Here is a 23,633-nt window from a genome sequence, read left to right as displayed (position 1 = left end):
ACTAGGAGGCAATTGCGGGTGAAGTCATGGCTTTATTCGGCACTTAAGCCATGACTTCGGGCACCTCCTGGCTTCATTCAGTACTTAAGCGAAGACTTGGACTATCTCTTGGCTTTACTCAGTACTTAAGCCATGACTTTAGTCATCTCTTGGCTTTACTCAGTACTTAAGCCATGACTTTAGTCATCTCTTGGCTTTATTCAGTACTTAAGCCATGACTTACCCTATCTCTTGGCTATATTTAGTACTTAAGCGAAGACTCACCCATCCACTATTTCTTTCAACACGATTGCTTGATTGTGTTTTTCGTCTTTGGCGCCATACAGTATGATGAGTGTTTGTTTATTTTCTTTATAAATTTCTTTTAGTTTATTTAAAGCTTCTTGTTGATCTCCTGATTCGAGTTCTTGTTTATATTTTTCTTTAAATGCTTCAAATTTACTTGGTTCGTGATTGAACCATTTTCTTAATTCACTAGAGGGCGCGATGTCTTTTAACCAATGATCTAAATTTGCTTTGTCTTTAGATATCCCTCTTGGCCATACTCGGTCCACTAATACTCTTATACCTCTTTCATCAAGATTATTATAAATTCTATCTATTTTACATACCATGAATAATCGACTCCTTTATATATAATTAGCCTATAGAAGTGAATCTTAAACCATAAAAGAAAACGCTTAATGTGTTATACTATATCTCAAATGGTAGGTTTAATTTCTAAATAAAAAATCTCGAAATGATGAACGGAGTGAATTTTTTTATGACTCAATACGACAGCCAGAATTTAAAAGAAAAATACTTAAATTTATTAGCAGAAAAGTTTGATGAAGAAGAAAAAGTAGCAACTGAAATTATTAATTTACAATCTATTTTAGATTTACCTAAAGGCACAGAACATTTCGTAAGTGACTTACATGGTGAATATCATGCATTCCAACATGTTTTAAGAAATGGTTCTGGTAATGTGAGAGCTAAAATTAATGACATATTTAAAGATACACATTCTGAAGAACATATTAGCGACCTTGCTGCACTCGTTTATTATCCAGAAGAAAAATTGAAAATTGTTAAAAATCAATTTGCTTCGAAATCGGAATTAAACGAATGGTATATTGAAACAATTCAACAGATGATTCATCTTATTTCATACGCTTCAAGTAAGTATACACGTTCTAAGTTACGTAAAGCTTTACCAAAACAATTCGTATACATAATCGAAGAGTTACTATATAAAAGTAATGTTTATAACAATAAAACGACTTACTACGAAACAATTGTTCAAAAAATCATTTCACTAGGCCAATCAGATAAACTGATTATTGGTTTAGCATACACGATTCAAAGATTAGTCGTTGACCATTTACATGTTGTAGGAGATATTTATGATCGTGGTCCTGAACCCGATAAAATTATGGAGACGTTAATCAATTATCATTCTGTTGATATCCAATGGGGTAACCATGACGTATTGTGGATTGGCGCTTATGCTGGTTCAAAAGTATGTTTAGCTAACATTTTAAGAATATGCGCACGTTATGATAATTTAGATATCATTGAAGATGCATATGGAATTAATTTGCGACCATTAGTTAATTTAGCAGAAAAATATTACGGCGATAATGCTGCATTTCATCCAAAAAAACATGCCGACAAAGAATTATCAGAAGAAGAAAAACTTCAAATCACTAAGATTCATCAAGCCATCGCTATTATTCAATTTAAACTGGAAAGTCCAATTATTAAACGTCGTCCTTCATTTGATATGGAAGAAAGACTCGTACTTGAAAAAGTAAATTACGATAACAATGAAATTACCATTTACGGTCAAACGTATCAGTTAGAAGATACATGCTTTGAAACTGTTGATCCTACAAATCCAGCACAACTAAACGAAGAAGAAGAGGAAGTTATTAATAAACTTCTACTTTCTGTACAAGAATCCGAAAAACTGAAACGTCATATGAACTTTTTAATGAAAAAAGGTAACTTATACTTAAAATATAATGGCAATTTACTTATCCATGGCTGTATACCCGTAGATGAACAAGGTAATATGGAAGAAATGGAAATTGACGGTAAAGTCTATAATGGGCGAGAGTTATTAGACCAATTCGAATATCATATTAGAAATTCATTTAGTCGTAAACATGAAACAGATGATTTATCTACAGATTTAATTTGGTATTTATGGACAGGTAAATATTCTTCATTATTTGGTAAACGTGCCATGACAACGTTCGAAAGATATTTTATAAAAGATAAAGTATCACATAAAGAAGAAAAAAACCCTTATTATTATTTAAGAGAAGATAGCGATATGTGTCGCAAAATGTTAGAAGAATTTGATTTAGACCCTGAACAAGGTCGTATTATCAACGGTCACACACCTGTTAAAGAAATTGATGGTGAAAATCCAATTAAAGCAAATGGCAAGATGATTGTTATAGACGGTGGATTTTCAAAAGCTTATCAATCTACAACAGGTATCGCAGGCTATACATTATTGTATAATTCATTTGGTATGCAACTCGTTGCCCACAAACACTTTGGTACAAAAGAAAATGTACTACTCAACGGTGCTGATGAACTATCCGTTCGACGTGTTGTTGATGAAGAACTCGAAAGAAAGAAAGTTCGAGATACAAACATCGGTGCCAAATTGCAAGAAGAAATTCAGATGCTACAAGAATTAATGTCATATCGTTATATAGACTAAAAGAACCGCGAAAACTAACAGTTCACGTTAGTTTTCGCGGTTTTTCTTATATGTTATTTGAAAAAGAACATATGACTTTTCAAATATTAGCGCACGATATCTCATAGTCTTCGTGCGATACACCCTGATTTTACACCTTAGCGCACGATATCTCTCAGTCTTCGTGCGATACACCCTGATTTTGTACCCTAGCGCACGATATCTCTCAGTCTTCGTGCGATACACCCTGATTTTGTACCCTGGCGCACGATATCTTCCAGTCTTCGTGCGTTATGCCCCTTTTTTGTACCCTAGCGCACGATATCTTCCAGTCTTCGTGCGTTATGCCCTTTTTTTGTACCTTAGCGCACGATATCTCTCAGTCTTCGTGCGATACACCCTGATTTTGTACCCTGGCGCACGATATCTTCCAGTCTTCGTGCGTTATGCCCCTTTTTTGTACCCTAGCGCACGATATCTTCCAGTCTTCGTGCGTTACACCCTGATTTTGTACCCTAGCGCACGATATCTCTCAGTCTTCGTGCGCTATTCTTCTATTCAAATTTCATCTTCAAGTAAAGTCCCGTTCTATTTTCTTTTTCCATGTTTTTGAGAAGCATTGTTCGCCTTCATTATAAGCTACGACTTTATTATATAAGTAATAATAGTCTTCATCGCATGTCATTGTACTAAATGTTTCTACTTCAGTATCTATATCATCATCTTTAACGATCACTTTCCAATCACATTGGACTTTGGCTGATAATGGATCGTCTTCTTTAATTGTGTAGATATTTAAGTTCTCTGTTCCATATGTGATATGGCTATCTTTTAACGTTCTCAATCCTTCATCTGAATAATCTCTTAATTCCCATTCATTGGTCGTTAACCGCTTCGTCACATCTCTCGTTCGAGACCCTTCTCTATGAATGATTTTTTCTAGAGGCTGTGCAGTTTCTGATAAAGGATAATCTAATTGAACTTCTTCAAAATGATCAATTAAAGGTAATATCAATTGTGAATACTCTAAATCCACTTTTATATTTGCTACCTCTTTGCTCGGCCAAATTTGTGGCCAATATGTAGGTGAGATAGACACTTCTATTTTATGTCCTGCTGGTACTTGATAGCCTATAACATCTAGTGGTACTTCTGCATTGATATACTCGTTAATCGGTAGTGTCTCTGGTGTTTCATGACTCTTATAGTGATTTAGATTCAGCTGACCTTTCGTAATCAATGTCTTCTTGCCGTTAGGATGCACGTCCGAAATACGCACATGTATATTGCCATAAGCACAATCTGATTTAACGTGAAGCTTTGCGACAGGTTGTCCAATGACATTCAATGTTTCACCATACGTTTCAACCATAAATGAGCATGCTAAAGCATTATCGATTGTTTGATCATCAGGTAAGTCCCCTTCTTGGCCAAAAGGACAGAACACGCCTGAATAAAGACCATGTTGTTGATTATTTTTCAACGTGATTTCTTGCGTCATACTACTAAAAATATCTTTCGTCTTGATGTCTTCTTTTAATAAATCTAGCCATTTTCCTTCTCGATAATCGTATGAAGTTTGTGGTTCTACACTATCTTGAACATAAACAAGAAATTCATCTTTATAGTTAATATGTTCATCCGTTTCCATCCATTTATCTAACCATGCGACAACTTCTTGTAAATATCCAAATTGAGGTCCAGGAATTGCGACGTCTGGAAATTCATGTGCCCAAGGTCCTATAATACCTTTCTTTGGAACATTCAAATGACGCATTAAACGAAACACAGTATTTGTGTAGCCGTCTGCCCAACCACTCATCGTTAATACCGGAATGGTAATGTTTGAATAGTCTTCATTGATAGAGCCATGCTTCCAATAATCATCTCTTGTTTGATGACTAACCCATTCTTCCACAAACGGTGGTGTATGTTCTAAACGTTCCAGCCAATTTTCATACCAATTATCACCGAAATATTTCGGAAAAGCTGGTCGTGCATTATATGCAAACATCGTTGAAGCCCACCAAAGCATATCAGAAGCCATAAGCGTTCCGCCTTTATAATGAACGTCATCCGCATACCGATCATCCGTTGAACATAATGAGATAATGGTCTTCAATGCTTCTGGTTGTCTCGCAGCAACTTGTAATCCGTTAAATCCTCCCCACGACTTACCGATCATTGCTACCGAGCCATTTGACCATTCTTGGTTTGTTATCCAATCTATAATGTCCAATGCATCATCTTGTTCTTGTAACGGATATTCGTCTTCGATAATACCTTCAGAATCCCCAGTTCCTCTTATATCAACTCGAATAGCAGTATACCCAAAACCCGCAAAATATTTATGTCTAATTTCATCCCGTAAAGCTGTAAATTCATCTTTTCTATATGGTAAATATTCTAATACCGCACCTTTAGTCTTAGTGTCAGTCTTAGGTTGCCAGATTTTAGCTGATAATTTCGTACCATCTTGCATCGTTATCCAAGTGTGATGAATCACTTCGATTTCATATGGAAATTGTGTTCGCTCAGTTATTTTATTATAATCTACATCAAAAACACCCATGTAAAATCCTCCTCTATTTATCTATTACTGTTTATTATACATAATTACATATATAAAAACTGACCAGACACTTTCATCTGGTCAGTTCGTACTTTTATCCATTTTGAAGTAAATACATTTTGTGATAAATACCGTCTTGTTTAATCAACTCGTCATGTGTGCCTTTTTCAACAATTTCACCTTTATTCAATACAAGTATTTGATCGGCATCTTGAATAGTTGATAGTCTATGCGCAATCGCTAATGTTGTTCTGCCTTTTCTCATTTTTTCTAAAGATGCTTGAATTTGCGCTTCTGTTTCTGAATCAATATTAGCTGTTGCTTCATCCAGTATTAATATTTTTGGATCACTTGCGATTGTTCTTGCAAATGCTAACAATTGTCTTTCTCCACTTGAAAATGCACTACCTTTTTCGATTACTTTATGTTCATATTTCCCAGGTAATTTATTGATAAATTGATCTGCATTTACAAATTCAGCCGCTTCTTGCACTTTTTCAAAAGTCATCGTCGGGTGATACAATTTAATATTCGATGTAATCGTTCCGTAGAAAATAAATGCATCTTGAAGCACAAGCCCAATATTAGATTTGAGTTCTTTTTTCGGGATTTGCTTAATCGATTGTTGATCTATTAAAATTTCACCTTGTTCAAATTCATAAAATCTCATAAACAAGTTAATGATTGAACTTTTCCCGGAACCTGTATGCCCAACAAGTGCAACTGTTTCACCTGGGTTTGCGGTAAATGATATATTTTTTAATACATCTTTTTGGCCATCGTAACTAAATGTTACACCTTTAAATTCAATTTTACCGTCAGTAATATGAAAATCTTGACGCTCTTGTTGATCAGGTTCAAGCATATCATTATCGATAAGTTTAAATACACGACTCGCTGATACGAGTGCTTGTTGAAGTACGTTTAAATTTTGACTGACTTGGTTAATCGGTTCAAAGAAACGCTCCATATATTGTACGAATGCAAATACAACACCTGCTGTAATGCCACCAGAAAAGCTCAATATACCGAAGTAACTTAAGATCATAATGACCGCAAATACAGAAATCATACTGATTGCCGGTCTCAAAAGTAAGCCATCAATTTTGACAGTCTTCATATTAAATTCATAGTGATCATCGTTAATTTCATTAAATTCTTTTTGTAATCTCTTTTCTTGATTAAATACTTGAATAATCCTCATACCTTCGATAGATTCAGCTAACTTCGCATTTAAATCTGATAAAAGCTGTCTCGCTTGAGAAAAGTATATAGCAGAATATTTTCTATAAAGTGCTAATATGACAACTATAATGGGTACAAATACAAGTGCCATCAAAGCCAATTTAAAATCTAAAATAAACATCATGACATAACTTGAAATAACCATAAATAATGCCATTAAAAATGATGAAAATACACCAATAAACATTTCTACAATGGCTTCTGTATCATTCGTTAACCTTGATACAATACTACCACCAGGCTCTTTATCAAAATAGCGCATGCCTAGTTGGCCAATTTTATCAAAAGCATCAATTCTTAATTGTTGAATGACTTTAAAAGCTAAATATTGAAACAAGTATACATTCCAATATGTTGTTACAGCACCGATGATTTGAACGACAAAGAATATCACAATAAGTAATGTCATATCAGATTCTGGAAATACACGCGGTGTTAAATAATCATCGATAAATACTTTTACTAAATAAGGTGTTGCGACACTTGCAACTGTCGAAATCGTCAGCATCAAGAAAGCAAGTGCAATGATACCTTTAAAGGGGAACGTATATTTAATTAATCTTTTGAGTACATCAAACTGATCTTTGGCAGTTAAATTATGATTTTGTGCCATCGTTGTCATCCCCCTTTGCCAATTCATCTAGACTACTCGCAATCTTTTCATGTAATGCTTGTGATTGATACGTGTCATAATACCAACCTTTAAGATTCATCAACTCGTGATGTGTACCTCGTTCAATGATTGTGCCTTCATCCATCACGATAATCATATCAGCATGACTGACAGCACTCATTCTATGAGCTGTAATAATATTTGTCTTACCTTGTCTAACGTTCTGCATATTTTCAAGTATATGTTCTTCAGTTTCTGCATCTACTGCTGATAATGAATCATCTAATATCAGTACAGGTGGATTCATAATTAATGCTCTTGCAATAGATATCCTTTGCTTCTGACCGCCTGATAATGATACACCTCTCTCACCGACAACTGTATCGTATCCTTCAGGAAAGCTTAATATATCTTGGTGAATATAACTAATATTACTTGCGTTATGAATAATGTCATCATCGATAGTAGGATCGCTAAAAGCAATGTTATTTCTTATCGAAGTCGAAAATAAAAAGTGGTCTTGAGGAACATAACCAAATTGAGCTCTTAAATGACGAATATCAAAATAACTCAATGGATGACGACCGTATATGATTTCATCCACTTCTTTCGTATCAAATTCGCGTAATAATAGACGAATGATTGCACTTTTACCTGATCCTGTTCGACCGACAATGCCTAATGTAGTACCTTTTTCAATCGTGAAATGAATGTCATGTAATGCCACATTATCATCGTTTGGAAATTTAAAAGATTGAATGTCAACGTGAATATCCCCTTCAGGAATCATATCAGTCTTAACTTCCGTATCGACATCATTTTGAACATTGGTAATTTCATTAATTCTTTCATATGATGCATGACCTCTTTGAACAATATTAAAGAATAATCCAAGTGCGAGTAGTGGCCAAACCATCATTCCTAAATAAGTTGTAAATGTAACAAGTTGTCCAATTGTAATATCATCTTGAATCACCATTCTTGCGCCAAAGAATATTGCTAAAAAATAACTAACACCAATTACTGACATAATAGTTGGATCAAACAACGCATCAATTTTAGAAACTTTTAAATTTTTGTATACCACATCATCACTAAGTTGCTTAAAATCTGCTTGATCATCTTTTTCATAACCGAATGTCTTTGTGACTTTTATCCCAGCAATACTCTCTTGAGTCTTATCATTCAATTGACTAAACGCAGCTTGTGCTTTTTTGAAACCGCGGTTAAGCAACTTTCCATAATAACTCGTTAATATAATCATAATAGGAAGTGGAATCATAACAATTAAAGTTAAACGCCAATCAACTGTAATCGCCATAGTAATCAGAACAGCACCACCAGACATCAGTGAATCAGCAATTGTCAGAACGCCACCCCCCGCAGTATTCTGAACAGCTCTAATATCATTTGTAGCATGTGCCATTAAATCCCCAGTACGCCTTTCTTGGAAAAAAGAAGGACTCATCGACGTATATTTATGATACAGTCGCTCTCTTAATATCTTCCCTAATCTCATACTCGCCCCGAATATCATAATGCGCCAGTAGTATCGAAATACATATGTTAATACAGCAGCAAGAAATAAAATGATGAGATAAATAAGAAGCGTCTTTCCCGTTAAAGTATTAAAGCTAATACCATCAATTACACGACCAATAATTTGTGGAGGCAACAAATCAATCAGCGCAACAAGTAATAAAATGAGAATGCCAAAAATATAATTTTTCCGTTCTTGTTTAATAAACCAGCCCAATTTTGCAAATACTTTCATAATCGTCCACACTCCCCTTATATCTACACATCTAAAATTTTAGCACAAAAAATTCATATAAAAATTGAAAGTTCGTAATTTTCATACATTTATATAAAAATCATCCGAATGGCGTATAGGGGATTTTAGAGGTGAGGGAGATGAAGTGGGGAGGGTTCTGAGGTTCGGGGATTCGGCGGTTTGGAGGAGGTATGTTGCTTGTTTCGGGAGTCTTGCAACATTCAAGGCTCCAATGTTGCTAGTCACGTCCCACTTGCAATGTTCACGGCTCCAATGTTGCTAGTCATGCCTCACTTGCAATATTCAAGGCTCCAATGTTGCTAGTCACGTCCCACTTGCAATGTTCAGACCACTCCATCCAACTATCAATATAAAAAAATGGCCGGGACATCATTCAATGTCCCGCGCCATTTTATTCATCTTTATGATTTTGTACCGAATAGACTTATTCCTAATATGACAAATACTGCTCCACTTATTTTATTAATAATTTTTTCTGCTACGATATTATCTCTTAATTTTGTTGTTAAACTACTTGAAAAGATAGCAATGATAAATGATGTTATCGCACCCATTACTGCAAAAATACTGCCCAATATTAAAAATGGTATTGGTCCATACTGATTATCCACTGAAATAAACTGTGGAATAAAGGAAATAAAGAATAGTGCTACTTTAGGATTCGTAACGTTCGTGATCACACCTTGTACAAATAATTTTCTACGAGACTGATACACGGTCTTATTTATAGAGATTGAAGATTGTTTACTTATAAACATTTGTATACCTAGATAAATTAAATAAACTGCTCCGACAATTTTAATAATCGTGAACAAAACAACGGAAGTTTGTAAGATAACGGACAAGCCTAATCCTGACAGTATAGTATGAACGACTGCACCTACCGAAACACCTAATGCTGAATATATACCTGCATCTCTACCTTGTGAAATACTTCTATTTAGTATAAACATCATATCAATACCGGGTGTGATACAGATGATTAGCACTGTGATTAAAAACAGTTGAAAAGATACGATATCAAACATCATTTACCCCCTTTAAATTAATCGTTAAGATATACTAACATATAATCTAAAGTTGTAAAATGAAAATTTTAATTTATTTCAATTTTTTCAATGTCCAAGTCTATATTTAACTTTTCAAGTATGGATTCAAAACCTTCTATAGTATAGTTCTCATTTTCAGTTACTAATGTCTTAATCATTCCATGACCGTTGGAAGTGAATGATGCTGCTTGTTCAATAACAGTTTGAGCATGATCAATAAACATGATATGTGGATATAATTCCTTAAAATAACTATACAACCACGGTAGATGTGTAGAAGATAATGTGAATATATCAATTTCTTCATGTTGGTCTAAAATATCATCTATAAAATTCTTCACAGTTATTAAAGTACGATATTTATCTGATATAAATGATCCGTCTTCAACTAATTCAACTAAGGAAGAAGCATTAAATTGATATACATTTCCTGAAGAAACTTCATTGGCTATAAATTCTTTTAATGCATCACTTTCAATTAAAGATTGAACACCTAAAATACCTATTTGTTTAGTGGAAGATTTTTCTAATGCTTCTTTCACTGGTGGATACACACCTATGATTTCAGTATCAAATTCATCTTTCAAATCATCTAGAATTGTAATCGTTGGTACATTAGATGCCACGATAATCAAACGAGGATTCCACTTTTCTAAATAATGAATGGTTTCCGTAATCAAAGTTTTTAATTCATCGATAGATTTTTGACCATAAGGAAACTGATTGCGATCTGCCAAATATATTAAATCTTGATTTGGATATGTCTTTTTTAACAATTCTACAATTGAATAACTGCCAATTCCCGCATCAAAAACAGCAATAGGTTGAAATAACGTATCTTGATTATTTGTCATATATGCCACCCTAACTTAAATTTCTAAAAATACTTTCGGTGTTTGTGCTATTTTCTCATCCACCACATTATAAAATCCACCTTTTTGATATCCTGTACAATGCACTTTGTCTTCAGTAGCAATTTCGAATTCTAGTTCCCACTTCATTCTACTCACTTTAACTAACCAACATCTACCAACCGGTTTGTCATGAATCGTCAATGGTACTTTGTAGTCTGCCTCAGTCCTCATCAATATTGGTGATATATTAAATCTCATCATTTCTGAGTAAGTCATATATTGGTTGATAAAAGCCGTTCTTAAATCTTCAAACCATCTTACATAGACAATATTACTCACAATGCCCATAGCATCAATATCATAAACATTAATTTCGATTTCTTTTTCAGCGACTAATTTTCTCTCTTGCATTAAAAAGACTCCTTCATACATCATTTTTTATTATTTCAAAATAACTTTATACATATTATCACTTAAAGTTATTCATTAAATCAACCTTTAGCAATACTAGGAATCTTTAAATACTTTATAAAACAAACTCTCTATTGTTCAACAAGCTATTTGTATGAAAAAAAGTGGTTAAGCCCTATGACCTAACCACTTTTATATTACTTAAGAAAAAATTAGTTATTCTCTCTGTTATCTTTTTTGCGACGACCAAGTAAGAATAATGATCCAACTCCAGCAAATAAACCGCCAAATAAAGCGCCATTATTTATTGGTTGTTCACCAGTGTCTGGTAATTTCTTATCATTATTTGATTTATCATGATCATCTGTAGTTGCAGCTTTTGCAATACCGTTTCCATCATTGTTGTTTGAATCAGTTGAACCCATTCCCATATCTGAATCTGAATTGCTGTCAGAGTTTGAATCGCTGTCTGAATCTGAGTTGCTGTCTGAATCTGAGTTGCTATCTGAGTCTGAATTGCTGTCTGAATCAGAGTCGCTACCTGAGTTTGAATCACTGTCTGAATCAGAGTTACTATCTGAATCAGAGTCGCTATCTGAGTCTGAATTGCTATCTGAATCTGAGTCGCTATCTGAGTCTGAGTCGCTATCTGAGTCTGAATTGCTATCTGAATCTGAGTCGCTATCTGAGTCCGAATCGCTATCTGAGTTTGAATCGCTGTCTGAATCAGAGTTGCTATCAGAGTTTGAGTCGCTGTCTGAGTTTGAGTCGCTATCTGAGTCAGAGTTGCTATCAGAGTTTGAGTCGCTGTCTGAATCAGAGTTACTATCTGAGTCTGAATCGCTGTCTGAATCTGAGTTGCTGTCTGAGTCTGAATCGCTGTCAGAGTCTGAATCTGAGTTGCTATCTGAATCTGAGTTGCTATCAGAGTTTGAGTCGCTGTCTGAATCTGAGTCGCTGTCAGAGTTTGAATCGCTGTCTGAGTTTGAATCGCTGTCTGAGTCTGAATTGCTATCTGAGTCTGAATCGCTGTCTGAGTCTGAATCGCTGTCTGAATCTGAGTCGCTATCTGAATCTGAGTCGCTATCTGAGTCTGAATTGCTGTCAGAGTTTGAATCGCTGTCTGAATCAGAGTTGCTATCAGAGTTTGAGTCGCTGTCTGAATCTGAGTCGCTATCTGAGTCTGAATTGCTGTCTGAATCTGAGTTACTATCTGAATCTGAGTCGCTATCTGAGTCTGAGTCGCTGTCAGAGTTTGAATCACTGTCTGAATCTGAGTTACTATCTGAATCTGAGTCGCTATCTGAGTCTGAATTGCTGTCAGAGTTTGAATCACTGTCTGAGTCAGAGTTGCTATCAGAGTTTGAGTCGCTGTCTGAGTCAGAGTTGCTATCAGAGTTTGAGTCGCTGTCTGAGTCAGAGTTGCTATCAGAGTTTGAGTCGCTGTCTGAGTCTGAATTGCTATCTGAGTTTGAGTCGCTATCTGAGTCTGAATTGCTATCTGAGTTTGAGTCGCTGTCTGAGTCAGAGTTGCTATCTGAGTCTGAATTGCTGTCTGAATCTGAATTGCTGTCAGAGTTTGAATCACTGTCTGAATCAGAGTTACTATCAGAGTTTGAGTCGCTGTCTGAGTCAGAGTTGCTATCTGAATCTGAGTCGCTGTCTGAGTTTGAATCACTGTCTGAATCAGAGTTACTATCTGAATCTGAGTCGCTATCTGAGTTTGAGTCGCTGTCTGAATCTGAGTCGCTATCTGAATCAGATTCTTCTTCCATATAGAAACCTGTGTCAATTGTTAAATCGTCAGCATCTTCGATGTGAACTGTAACAGTTAATCCATCAGAATCTTTTGCATCATCACCTTGATTTTCGACAGTTGGTTTGTAACCTTCTGGCGTTTCGAATTCTACAGTATAATCACCATTTTCAAGTCCTCTGAAAATGTATTTACCTGTTTCATCTGTTGTTGTTCTACCAATTTCTTGTCCATCTTTATCTTTCAAGATAACTGTTACATTTCCAATTCCTTTTTCATCTTCACCTTGTATACCGTCTTTGTTTGTATCTTCCCAAACGTAGTCCCCTAGATTGTACTTAGGCGTTTCTTTGTAGAAACCTGAGTCAATTGTCATGTTATCAGCGCCATGAATTCTTGCATCTACATTAAGACCATCTGAATCTTTTGCATCGTCACCTTGATTTTCTATAGTTGGTTTATATCCTGTCGGTGTTTCAAATTCTACCTTATATTCACCGTTTTCAAGTCCTCTAAAAATGTATTTACCAGTTTCATCTGTTGTTGTTCTACTGATTTCTTGTCCATTTTTATCTTTCAAGATAACTGTTACATTTCCAATTCCTTTTTCATCTTCACCTTGTAAACCATCTTTGTTTGTATCTTCCCAAACGTAATCCCCTAGGTTGAATTTAGGTCTGTTTTCACCATCACCGTTACCTGATCCCGCTTTAAGAATATTACGGTTATCCCAATAGAATGAACTTGGTGTACCATAATAATTACGGTTTGTTTGTGTAACTCGTGTTAATACATCTTTATCACTGTCGTCATAATGACCATCAACTAAAATAACATAAGCTTTATTAATATCACCAAATCTTATATCCATAGAGTTATCATTATTATCTGTGATATAATTTCTAAAGTTCGCAGTAACATCTTTAAAGTTTCCATTATTAGGATCAACATAATAGCTTTCATTCAACTGATTAGGATTAATTACTTCATAAATTTTATAACTAGTGTCATCTGAATTAACTAATGTGCTACTAACCTCAGGGTTATCATAATAACCTTTGATATTAACATTTGCTCCATAAAGTTGTTTACCTAATGAGTTAACATATATTACTTGTTTATAAGTTCTTTCACCTGAACCAATATCTATTTTATTAATAAATGATGATACATTTGCTCCATTTGGACCCGGAGCACCAACAAATGGTGAACTGTGGTTAAGATTAATTGTTGTATTGAATTGCTTTCCAGCTATATTAAAGCTCACTGGATAATTTCCACTTCTTGGAGATACTTTTCTATCTGTAAATACTGGAATTTCAAATCCACCTTTTACATTTTCTTTCTCATTAACGAAGTTTGTAAAAGTATATTTACCTTGCTTTGTTTTAGTATTGTAAGTTCCAGTAGCTATAATATCTCCATTAGCATTTTTCAAGTCAGCTATACCCATTTGGTCTCCAACTTTACTGTAATCGATATCACCATCTAATGATAAGTTATTAGGTACGTCAAATGTAAAATAATCGCCTTCTTTAATAGAATCAGTCACTCTAAATGACACATTCATATTAGTATATCCAGATTGGTTTGGATCAAAAGTTCTTTTATCAAAATTGAACTTATCGATAACTACTTTATCATTCACATTTTCGCCTTTAACTTCTGCATTTGAATCTACCATTGATGCAGCTCTAAATCCTGTATAATTTCTAGTAGTTGTAGCTGGTACTTTGTTTTTATCAATCTTCTCAGCTGCATATCTAATCGCTTCTAATGCAATTTTCTTTCTTGCATCTTTAATTGAGTCTTTACTGTAATCAATCTTTGCATTAGTAATGATTTGCTTACGGTCAGCATCAGATAAATAATTGATTTTGTCATTTACTTCATTTGTTAATTGTTCTTCAGTAAAATTACCAAGTTGGTTATTTATTTTTGATTGTTCAATTGGCGTTTTCTCTGTTGTCGATTTTTCTTCAGTAGTTAGTGCTACTGTTGTAGGTTGCGATTCGATTTTTGGTTCTTCTTCTGGTGTTTTAACCATGGATACTTTTTCTGCGCTCAATCTTTCTTGTGTTTTAGCTTCTGGTGCTTTTTCTTCTATGCTCACTTTTTCTGATGTCTTAGTTTCTGGTGCCTTTTCTTCTGTGCTCGCTTCTTCTGGTGTATCAGTTTCTGGTGCTTTTTCTTCTGTGCTCGCTTCTTCTGGTGTCTTAGTTTCTGGTGCCTTTTCTTCTGTGCTCGCTTCTTCTGGTGTCTTAGTTTCTGGTGCTTTTTCTTCTGTGCTCGCTTCTTCTGGTGTCTTAGTTTCTGGTGCTTTTTCTTCTGTGCTCGCTTCTTCTGGTGTTCTAGTTTCTGGTGCTTTTCCTTCTGTATGCTCTTGATTCAAAATTTGTTCTTCTGTTGATGTTTGTTTTTCTATATCCTCATCAGAATGACCATCGTCTTTTAAATTATTTGACTGTGATTGTACAGAATTACTTTGTTGTTCATCCGCTTTTGCTTCTTCACCTATCCCAAAAAGTAAAGTAGCTCCCACTAAAATAGAAGCAGTTCCTACAGTAAATTTTCTAATAGAATACTTATTGAGTCTATTAGGGATAAAATCAAGTCTTCTACTTCCTGATTTCCCTTTTTTGTTCATTCCACATTCCTCCTAAAATATCAATTAAATTATTGATAAGTCTTATTTATATTTGAGCACTTATCACAAAATATTATATTTTGCGATTTTAAATTATTCAATACTTAATTTTAAAAGAAAATATTTTAAAATAAAATTTGTATTGTACAATGTTGTAATTTACAAATAATTATCTTGAGTATTTGTAAATTACATAAATAGAAGAAATTATAAAGTTAAATCTCCAATAAACTTGTGTGTATGTTTCAATCAAAAAAGAGCTCAAGACATTATTTACTGTCTCAAGCTCTATATTAAATTAGCAATATTGCCACATATGAAATTTCTGTACGTATACTTATATACATTTAATTATTTACTTAAAGTTCTTCACCGTTTGTATCGATGACATTTTTATACCAATAGAATGAGTTCTTCTTAGTACGTTTTAATGTTCCTTTTCCTGCATTATCACGATCTACGTGAATTAAGCCGTATCGTTTTTTCATTTCACCAGTTGTAAATGACACGATATCAATGACGCCCCATGGTGTATAACCCATTAATTCAACACCATCTTCATCAACCGCTTCTATTGACGCTTCTATATGTTCTCTCAAGTAATCGATTCTTTCTTGGTCATCTATCGTACCGTCTTCTTTAAATTCATCTGTTGTACCGAAGCCATTTTCAACGATAAATAATGGTAACTGATAGCGATTGTACAAAGCATTTAAAGTATATCGTAAACCAATTGGATCTATTGCCCAACCCCATTGACTAACTTTAATGTATGGATTCTCTACTGAATTTGGTAATCCACCATTCACAATATTACCATCAACACTTTGTTCTGCATCATGTTTAACGACTGTAGACATATAGTAACTGAAGCCGATATAATCAACCGTACCATTTCTTAAAATTTCATCATCGCCTTCTTGCCACTTAATGTCGTAACCTTTTTTCTCGAACATTTTTAATGCATAACCTGGGTAACATCCTCTTACTTGAACATCTGGGAAGAAATATCTCAAACGACTTGCAACTTCCGCTTCTAAAATATCTTTAGGATTACATGAATATGGATAAATAGGTACGTGAGAAATCATGTTCCCAATAACAAAGTTTGGATTAATTTCTTTACCCTTTGATACAGCAAGTGCACTTGCGATTAATTCGTTATGCGCAACTTGATATAACACTTCTTCAGCATCTTCTTCTTCTGTTAAAGTGACACCAGAATTCGTCCATAAGAAAATAGGATTACTTGTATCCATTTGGTTATTAATCTCATTAAATGTCATCCAATATTTCACTTTATCTTTATAACGGTTGAAGACAGTTTCAGCAAAATGCACGAAAAAGTCTACAACTTTACGATTTCTAAATCCACCATATTCTCTTGCTAAGTGTAATGGCATTTCAAAATGAGATAACGTTAATACAGGTTCAATGTTATATTTTAAAAGCTCATCTATCACATTATCATAGAACTTTAGACCTTCTTCATTCGGCTCTGTTTCATCACCATTTGGAAAGATACGCGTCCATGCAATAGATGTTCTTAAACACTTTAATCCCATTTCATTGAACAAACCAATATCTTCTTTATATTTATTGTAAAAATCAATACCTTCATGATTAGGATAATATTTGTCCGCTTCAACCTTTTCAGTAATTTCACGTGCTTTACCATGCTCACCAGCAGTCATCACATCGTGAACACTTAACCCTTTACCACCTTGATCATATCCACCTTCAAATTGATTAGCAGCTAAAGCGCCACCCCATAAAAAGTCTTTGTTTAATTTAGCCATTTAAATACCTCCGCATATTTTGTATACACTTACATTATAATTATACCGGTACAATTTGTAAAGGTAGGTATAGATTTAGTTGGTGTTATTAATTTAACAAGTGCTATAATATGGGTAATATCTATCATAAAGTGGGGATTAATATGCTTAAGTACGAGCTTATTGCTGAACGTATTGAGTCGCTTATCAATAATGGGCATTATGAAGCTGGGGATAAATTACCAAGTGTTGAAGTTTTAAGAAGTGAATTTAACGTGAGCAAGAGTACGATTATCAATGCTCTCAAAAATCTAGAAAAAACAGGTTTAATCTATCAAGCTAGAGGCAGTGGCATCTATGTAAGAAATCCGAAAAGAGATGGATTTGTTAACTTATTTACTGCTGATGGATTTTCAGATGAATTTAAAGGGCACGATGTAACGAGTAAAATCTTAAAAGTCGCGGAAATTCAACCTGAAGATGATATTAAACAACAATTAAAGTTAAAAGACAATGATACTGTTTATCTTGTAGATCGCATTAGATATCTTGATGGAGAAGTATTCTGTATTGAAACTTCTTATTTTAGTAAAAATGTTGTCTTATACATGAATGAAGAAATCGCCAATGGTTCTATCTTTCATTACATTGAAAATAACTTAAAAGTCAAAGTAGGATTCACTGATATATATTTCAATATTGGTAAATTAAATAAAGAAGATGCGACACACTTAGAACTAAATGAAGGTGATCCTTCGTTAGAATATGAACAAATATTCTACACTAGCACAGGTATTCCTTTCGACTACTCTAAAATCATATTCCATTATGAAAATTCTAGATTCTATATACCTTCAATTAAATAATAGAACAGGACAGTTATCATGTACGATGGCTGTCCCGGTTTTTTATGCCATTTCTGTCGGATTAATGGCTTGTACAAATTTAAATGTATTGTCTTCAAATTCAAATTCTAGTATGCAACAATTGGAGAATTTCACTTCTTTAACTTTTTCAAATGGTAACCATAATTGTAAAAACATATATAATGCTCCCCCATGACTTACTGCTAAAATTGTATTGGCTTCGTCTGTATTCATAATTTCTGTTAATGTTTCATTCATCCTAATTTGCAGTTCTTCACTAGACTCACCGCCATAATCAACAAAGAAGTCTCCATAAGAAGTTTCACCTGGCTTATGTGGAGGATTTAATGTTTCACTTTCAGCTTCATAAAGCCCAAAGTTCCATTCTTTCAATCCTTTTAATCTTATATATGGCCTTTCTGGACATATAATTTCAAGCGTATCACTCGCGCGTTCTTGTGTAGATGAGTATAACGATTCAAATGTAATATTCGATTCATCGAAATATTTTTTTGCCATACGTGCTTGTTCAATTCCTAATTGTGTTAAAGGTGAATCAGATGCACCTTGAATTTTTTTCTTCTCATTAAATAATGTTTGTCCATGTCTCATTAAGTATAATTTCTTACTCAAAAACCATCATCCCTCTTATCAAATTATCTTTCATTACATTTATCCTACCATTATTAAAACTTAAGTGTAAAATAACATTTATTTTCATGAGCATTCCTATTGATTTGCTAAAAAATTTAAGTATAATAATTATAGTTAGTTTAATTTTTATCACAGAGGAGAAATATTATTATGTCACAAGTATTATTTATTACAGCTCATCCACATGATGAAACTGTTTCTTTTTCGATGGCAACAGCGAAATCATTTATCGAAAGTTATAAAGCTTCAAACCCAAATGATGAAGTCGTTCATATCGATTTATACAATTCATACATTCCACAAATTGATGCAGATGTATTTGCTGGTTGGGGTAAATTACAATCAGGACAAGGCTTCGAAGAACTTTCAGAAGGCGAACAAGGTAAAGTACGTCGCTTAAACGAATTAAGTGATCAATTTGTTAATGCAGACAAATATGTATTCGTTACACCTTTCTGGAACTTCTCATTCCCACCAGTTATGAAAGCATACTTAGATTCAGTATCAGTAGCTGGCAAAACATTCAAATACACAGCTGAAGGTCCAGTTGGTTTATTACCAGATAAAAAAGCATTACACATTCAAGCACGTGGTGGATACTATAGTGAAGGTCCAGCAGCTGACTTAGAAATGGGTCACCGTTACATCGGACAAATGATGAACTTCTACGGAATTACTGACTTTGACGGTTTAATTGTTGAAGGCCATAATGCTAACCCAGAAAAAGCAGAAGAAATCAAAGCAGACGCAATCGAACGCGCAAAAGCATTAGGACAAACATTCTAATTTAATATTGTAATATTGAACCTGAGTCATCATGCGATGACTCAGGTTTTCATTTATCGGCCTGTAAAGCTCGTTTTCGGGTCGATATTTTATTTTATCGGTCCGGTAATCTTGTTTTCGGGTCGATAAATTTTTTTATCGGCCTGGTAATCCTTTTTTCGGGTCGATATTTTTATTTATCGGCCTGGTAATCCTTTTTTCGGGTCGATAAATTTTTTTATCGGTCCATATTCCAACCTCATCACCCTATTCATTCTCTTTTACATTTGTCTTTTTGATTGTTCTTGAAAACGATTACAACTATAATGTAATTATACACTAAAGATTGAGGTGATGATTTATGGTAAATGTAAATAATCAAGGAATAAAGCTTTATGTGCTCGATAATGGTCGTATGAGAATGGACAAGAATCTAATGATTGCTGGGTCTAATCAAGCTACTTTGGATAATCCTAATGCACCTAATGAAATGTTTGAATTCCCTATTTACACCGTATTTATTGATCATCCTGAAGCAAAGATTTTGTTCGACACAGCTTGTAATCCTAACTCTATGGGGGAAAACGGTAGATGGATTAACCAAACTCAAAAAGCATTCCCTTATACTGCTGATGAATCTTGCTACTTACCTAATAGACTTGAACAAATTAATGTCGATCCAAGCGAAGTTGATTATGTCGTAGCTTCTCACCTTCATTTAGATCATGCGGGTTGTCTTGAATATTTTACAAACGCAACTGTAATTGTGCACGATGATGAACTTAATGGAACGATGCAGACTTATGCGCGTAACCAAAAAGCTGGTGCTTATATTTGGGCGGATATTGATGCTTGGATTAAAAATGATTTAACATGGAAAACGATTAAACCTTATGAAGATAATTTAGAAATTGTTAAAGGTGTTAAAGTGCTGAATTTCGGTAGTGGTCATGCATGGGGCATGATTGGATTAGAAGTAGAAACTCAAGAACTCGGCACACTTATACTGGCTTCAGATGCTATTTACACAGCTGAAAGTATGGGAGACATTTTAAAGCCACCTGGTATTTTATATGATTCTATTGGCTGGGCAAGATCTGTTGAAAAGATTAAAAAACTCGCTAAAGAGAAAAATGCACAAATTTGGTTCGGCCATGATGGCAATCAATTTGAAGGCTTTAGAAAATCAACAGATGGATATTACGAATAATGTTAATCATATAGGAGTGAAAGCTAATGAAGACACGAGCAGCAGTATTGCACGAAATGGGTTTACCTAGTCCATATTCAGAAAGTAAACCGTTAAAAATTGAAACACTTGAATTAAATAAACCGAATCAAAATGAAGTGCTCATTAAAATTGGAGCGGCAGGTTTATGTCATTCAGATTTATCTGTTATTAATGGAAGTAGACCACGTCCTACTCCTATGGCACTTGGACATGAAGCGGCAGGAGAAATTATTGAAATTGGAGACAACGTAACAAACTTTGAAGTTGGTGATCATGTTGTCTGTACATTCATTCCAAACTGCGGTCATTGTCTACCATGTAGTGAAGGTAGACCTGCACTATGTGAGAATGGCGCCGCTTCTAATGAGCAAGGAGAACTACTTGATGGTGGCATAAGACTACATAATGATGAAGATAATATGCATCATCACTTAGGCGTTTCTGGCTTTGCAGATTATGCTGTTGTTTCGCAACACTCTATCGTTAAAGTTGATAAAGACATTCCTCTTGAAAAAGTAGCCATATTTGGATGTGCTGTTATTACAGGTATAGGTGCAGTTATTAATACAGCACAAGTAAAACCTGGCAGCTCAGTTGCAGTTGTTGGATTAGGCGGTATCGGTTTGAATGCAATTTTAGGCGCTAAATTAGCTGGAGCAGGAGAAATCATTGCATTAGATATTAATCCAGGCAAATTTGAATTAGCTAAAAAACTCGGTGCAACTGCAACTTTTAATTCAGGAGACGATGATGTTGTTGAACAAGTTAAAGAATATGTAAAAGGCGGCGTTGAATATGCATTTGAAACTGCCGGTGTAGTGCCAGCAATGGAGGTTGCTTACAAAATCACTAAACGTGGTGGATCAACAGTAACAACAGGATTACCAGACCCTAAACATGAATTTTCATTTCCACAAGTTACTTTAGCAGCAGAAGAAAGAACCATTAAAGGTTCATATGTAGGTAGCTGTGTACCAATGAGAGATATCCCAAGATTTATCGCGCTTTATAAACAAGGTCGCTTAGATATTGATTCATTACTAACAGACACGTTGGCTCTAGATGAAATTAATGAAGGATTCGACCGACTAGCAAAAGGAGACGCCGCAAGATTAGTAGTCAAAATGAATAATTGATAACTGAGATACAAAATATGGACCGATAATTTTTCGTATCGGTCCAGAAACTCCATTTTCGGGTCGATAATTTATTTTATCGGCCTGAAAACTCCATTTCCGGGTCGCTATTTTTATTTATCGACCTGAAAATCCCAATCCCAACCTCACACTTCCTGATCTCACACCCTTATCCTACATCCACCCATCACAAATATCATTATCTTTGTGACTTTTACATGGAAAGTATACAATTATATTTAAAGAATGATTCATTATTTATAAGGGGATGAACAAATGGATACTTCATTTAATACAACAAAAGAATTTGCCGAAGCTTTGGATAAAGCGGATGTGTTATATCATGTTCGTGATCGATTTTATATACAGCCTAACGAAATTTACATGGATGGGAATTCTTTAGGTCTTGCTTCTAAAGATGCTGAGGCATCATTACTCAATGCGTTAGAAGATTGGAAAAAAGAAGGTATCAAAATTTGGAATATTGAAGACAGCAAATACTATCATTATTCTAAGCACATTGCTTCAAACATGGCGCCATTAATTGGTGCCAGTCCTGAAGAGGTAGTTGTCGTTGGTAGTACGACATCCAATATACATCAAGCTATCAGTACTTTTTACGAACCGACTAAAGATAAATACAAAATTTTAGTTGATGACTTAAACTTCCCTACTGATCGTTATGCAGTAGATAGTCAAGTACGTCTAAAAGGATTAGATCCAAACGATGCAGTTAAAGTTGTTAAAAGTTCAGATGGTGTATTCATTGATGAAGATGCCATTATTGATGCAATGACGGATGATGTTGCACTTATTCTATTGCCTACTGTACTCTATCGAAGTGCCCAAGTATTAGACATGGCAAAAATTACAATGGCTGCAAAGGAACGTCAAATCATCATTGGATGGGACTTATGTCATGCAATCGGCGCGATTGAAATGGACTTAACTCAAATTGATGCAGATTTTGCTGTATGGTGTACATATAAATATTTATCAGGTGGACCTGGTTCAACTGCCGGATTATATATCAATAAGAAACACTTTAATCGCAGTCCTGGTACTGCCGGTTGGTTTGGGAATAAAGACGAAACACAATTCCAACTTAATCATACATTTGAACATCAACGAGATGCTTCAGGGTGGCAAGTTGGAACGCCAAATATTCTATCTATGGCACCATTAGAAGGTGTGCTTAACATTTTCAACGAAGTTGGTATGCATGCTATTAGAACAAAATCACTTCATATTACGTCATACTTAATGTATTTAATTGATGAAAAGTTAACCGATTATGGTTATTCAGTTGGGAACTTACGTGATGATTTTAAACGAGGTGGACATGTATGTTTAGTACATGATGAAGCATATAGAATCAGTTTAGCGTTGAAAGATAAAGGCGTCATTCCTGATTTCAGAGAGCCAAATGTTATTCGATTAGCACCTATTGCTTTATATACATCTTATGAAGAAGTATATAAAGTCGTTGAGATTTTAGAAGAAATTGCACAAGACCATTTATACGAACAATATAGTACTAAACGTGGCCTGGTCGTATAATAA

Annotated in this window: 16 protein-coding genes; 6 read left to right on the top strand and 10 right to left on the bottom strand. The window is 34.5% G+C overall.

All coding sequences use genetic code 11. The annotated features are described in order from the left end of the window. Positions 1–260: 260 nt before the first annotated feature. A complete protein-coding gene (locus tag MHH94_RS02080) occupies positions 261–614 on the bottom strand; it encodes a DUF488 domain-containing protein (protein WP_078355188.1) in 354 nt (117 codons plus the stop codon). 149 nt (positions 615–763) lie between these two features. Between MHH94_RS02080 and MHH94_RS02075 the strand changes: the two genes are divergently transcribed. Further along, positions 764–2,719, top strand: a complete 1,956-nt coding sequence (locus tag MHH94_RS02075; protein WP_078355189.1) for a fructose-1,6-bisphosphatase — start codon at positions 764–766, stop codon at positions 2,717–2,719. 550 nt (positions 2,720–3,269) lie between these two features. Here MHH94_RS02075 and MHH94_RS02070 read toward each other — a convergent pair. The 8 genes from MHH94_RS02070 to MHH94_RS02035 all read right to left on the bottom strand — a co-directional run bounded on the left by MHH94_RS02070 (position 3,270) and on the right by MHH94_RS02035 (position 17,439). Continuing rightward, positions 3,270–5,270 (bottom strand): CocE/NonD family hydrolase, encoded by a 2,001-nt coding sequence (locus MHH94_RS02070; protein WP_106417874.1) that lies wholly within the window; start codon positions 5,268–5,270, stop codon positions 3,270–3,272. A 94-nt stretch (positions 5,271–5,364) separates the two neighbouring features. After that, positions 5,365–7,128: an ABC transporter ATP-binding protein gene (locus MHH94_RS02065; protein ID WP_058592249.1), complete on the bottom strand. Its 1,764-nt coding sequence runs from the start codon at positions 7,126–7,128 to the stop codon at positions 5,365–5,367. Beyond that, the gene (locus MHH94_RS02060; RefSeq protein ID WP_078355191.1) at positions 7,112–8,902 is read right to left on the bottom strand and encodes an ABC transporter transmembrane domain-containing protein; all 1,791 of its coding nucleotides are present in this window, start codon (positions 8,900–8,902) and stop codon (positions 7,112–7,114) included. The genes MHH94_RS02065 and MHH94_RS02060 overlap by 17 nt, the downstream gene beginning before the upstream one ends. Positions 8,903–9,324: 422 nt before the next feature. Further along, positions 9,325–9,951 (bottom strand): LysE family translocator, encoded by a 627-nt coding sequence (locus MHH94_RS02055; protein WP_048540705.1) that lies wholly within the window; start codon positions 9,949–9,951, stop codon positions 9,325–9,327. 68 nt (positions 9,952–10,019) lie between these two features. Beyond that, positions 10,020–10,826, bottom strand: a complete 807-nt coding sequence (locus tag MHH94_RS02050; RefSeq protein ID WP_119650192.1) for a glutamate racemase — start codon at positions 10,824–10,826, stop codon at positions 10,020–10,022. A 15-nt stretch (positions 10,827–10,841) separates the two neighbouring features. Continuing rightward, positions 10,842–11,237, bottom strand: a complete 396-nt coding sequence (locus MHH94_RS02045; protein WP_088592162.1) for an acyl-CoA thioesterase — start codon at positions 11,235–11,237, stop codon at positions 10,842–10,844. Positions 11,238–11,449: 212 nt separating this feature from the next. Next, a complete protein-coding gene (locus MHH94_RS02040) occupies positions 11,450–15,640 on the bottom strand; it encodes an SdrD B-like domain-containing protein (protein ID WP_340839485.1) in 4,191 nt (1,396 codons plus the stop codon). A gap of 359 nt (positions 15,641–15,999) precedes the next feature. Further along, positions 16,000–17,439, bottom strand: a complete 1,440-nt coding sequence (locus tag MHH94_RS02035) for a 6-phospho-beta-glucosidase (protein ID WP_119650189.1) — start codon at positions 17,437–17,439, stop codon at positions 16,000–16,002. A 143-nt stretch (positions 17,440–17,582) separates the two neighbouring features. Between MHH94_RS02035 and MHH94_RS02030 the strand changes: the two genes are divergently transcribed. Further along, positions 17,583–18,284 (top strand): GntR family transcriptional regulator, encoded by a 702-nt coding sequence (locus tag MHH94_RS02030; protein WP_078355197.1) that lies wholly within the window; start codon positions 17,583–17,585, stop codon positions 18,282–18,284. Between the two features lie 42 nt (positions 18,285–18,326). Here MHH94_RS02030 and MHH94_RS02025 read toward each other — a convergent pair whose 3' ends face one another. Further along, positions 18,327–18,917: a histidine phosphatase family protein gene (locus MHH94_RS02025; RefSeq protein ID WP_216352661.1), complete on the bottom strand. Its 591-nt coding sequence runs from the start codon at positions 18,915–18,917 to the stop codon at positions 18,327–18,329. A gap of 171 nt (positions 18,918–19,088) precedes the next feature. On the opposite strand from MHH94_RS02025, the gene MHH94_RS02020 reads away from it, so the two are divergent. From MHH94_RS02020 to kynU, 4 genes are all read left to right on the top strand, one after another. Beyond that, the gene (locus MHH94_RS02020) at positions 19,089–19,724 is read left to right on the top strand and encodes an FMN-dependent NADH-azoreductase (RefSeq protein ID WP_025906904.1); all 636 of its coding nucleotides are present in this window, start codon (positions 19,089–19,091) and stop codon (positions 19,722–19,724) included. Between the two features lie 340 nt (positions 19,725–20,064). Next, a complete protein-coding gene (ahlS, locus tag MHH94_RS02015) occupies positions 20,065–20,913 on the top strand; it encodes an AhlS family quorum-quenching N-acyl homoserine lactonase (protein ID WP_048540794.1) in 849 nt (282 codons plus the stop codon). Positions 20,914–20,939: 26 nt separating this feature from the next. Continuing rightward, the gene (locus tag MHH94_RS02010) at positions 20,940–22,070 is read left to right on the top strand and encodes a zinc-dependent alcohol dehydrogenase family protein (protein ID WP_208182632.1); all 1,131 of its coding nucleotides are present in this window, start codon (positions 20,940–20,942) and stop codon (positions 22,068–22,070) included. 276 nt (positions 22,071–22,346) lie between these two features. Further along, entirely contained in the window at positions 22,347–23,630 is a 1,284-nt protein-coding gene (gene kynU / locus MHH94_RS02005; protein WP_078355200.1) for a kynureninase, read from the top strand. Positions 23,631–23,633 lie beyond the last annotated feature (3 nt).

Source organism: Mammaliicoccus sp. FSL K6-3158 (assembly GCF_038005105.1).
GTDB classification, from domain to species: Bacteria; Bacillota; Bacilli; order Staphylococcales; family Staphylococcaceae; genus Mammaliicoccus; species Mammaliicoccus sciuri.
The sequence above is the reverse complement of the archived record's forward strand: the minus strand, read 5'-3'. Positions and strand labels throughout refer to the sequence as shown.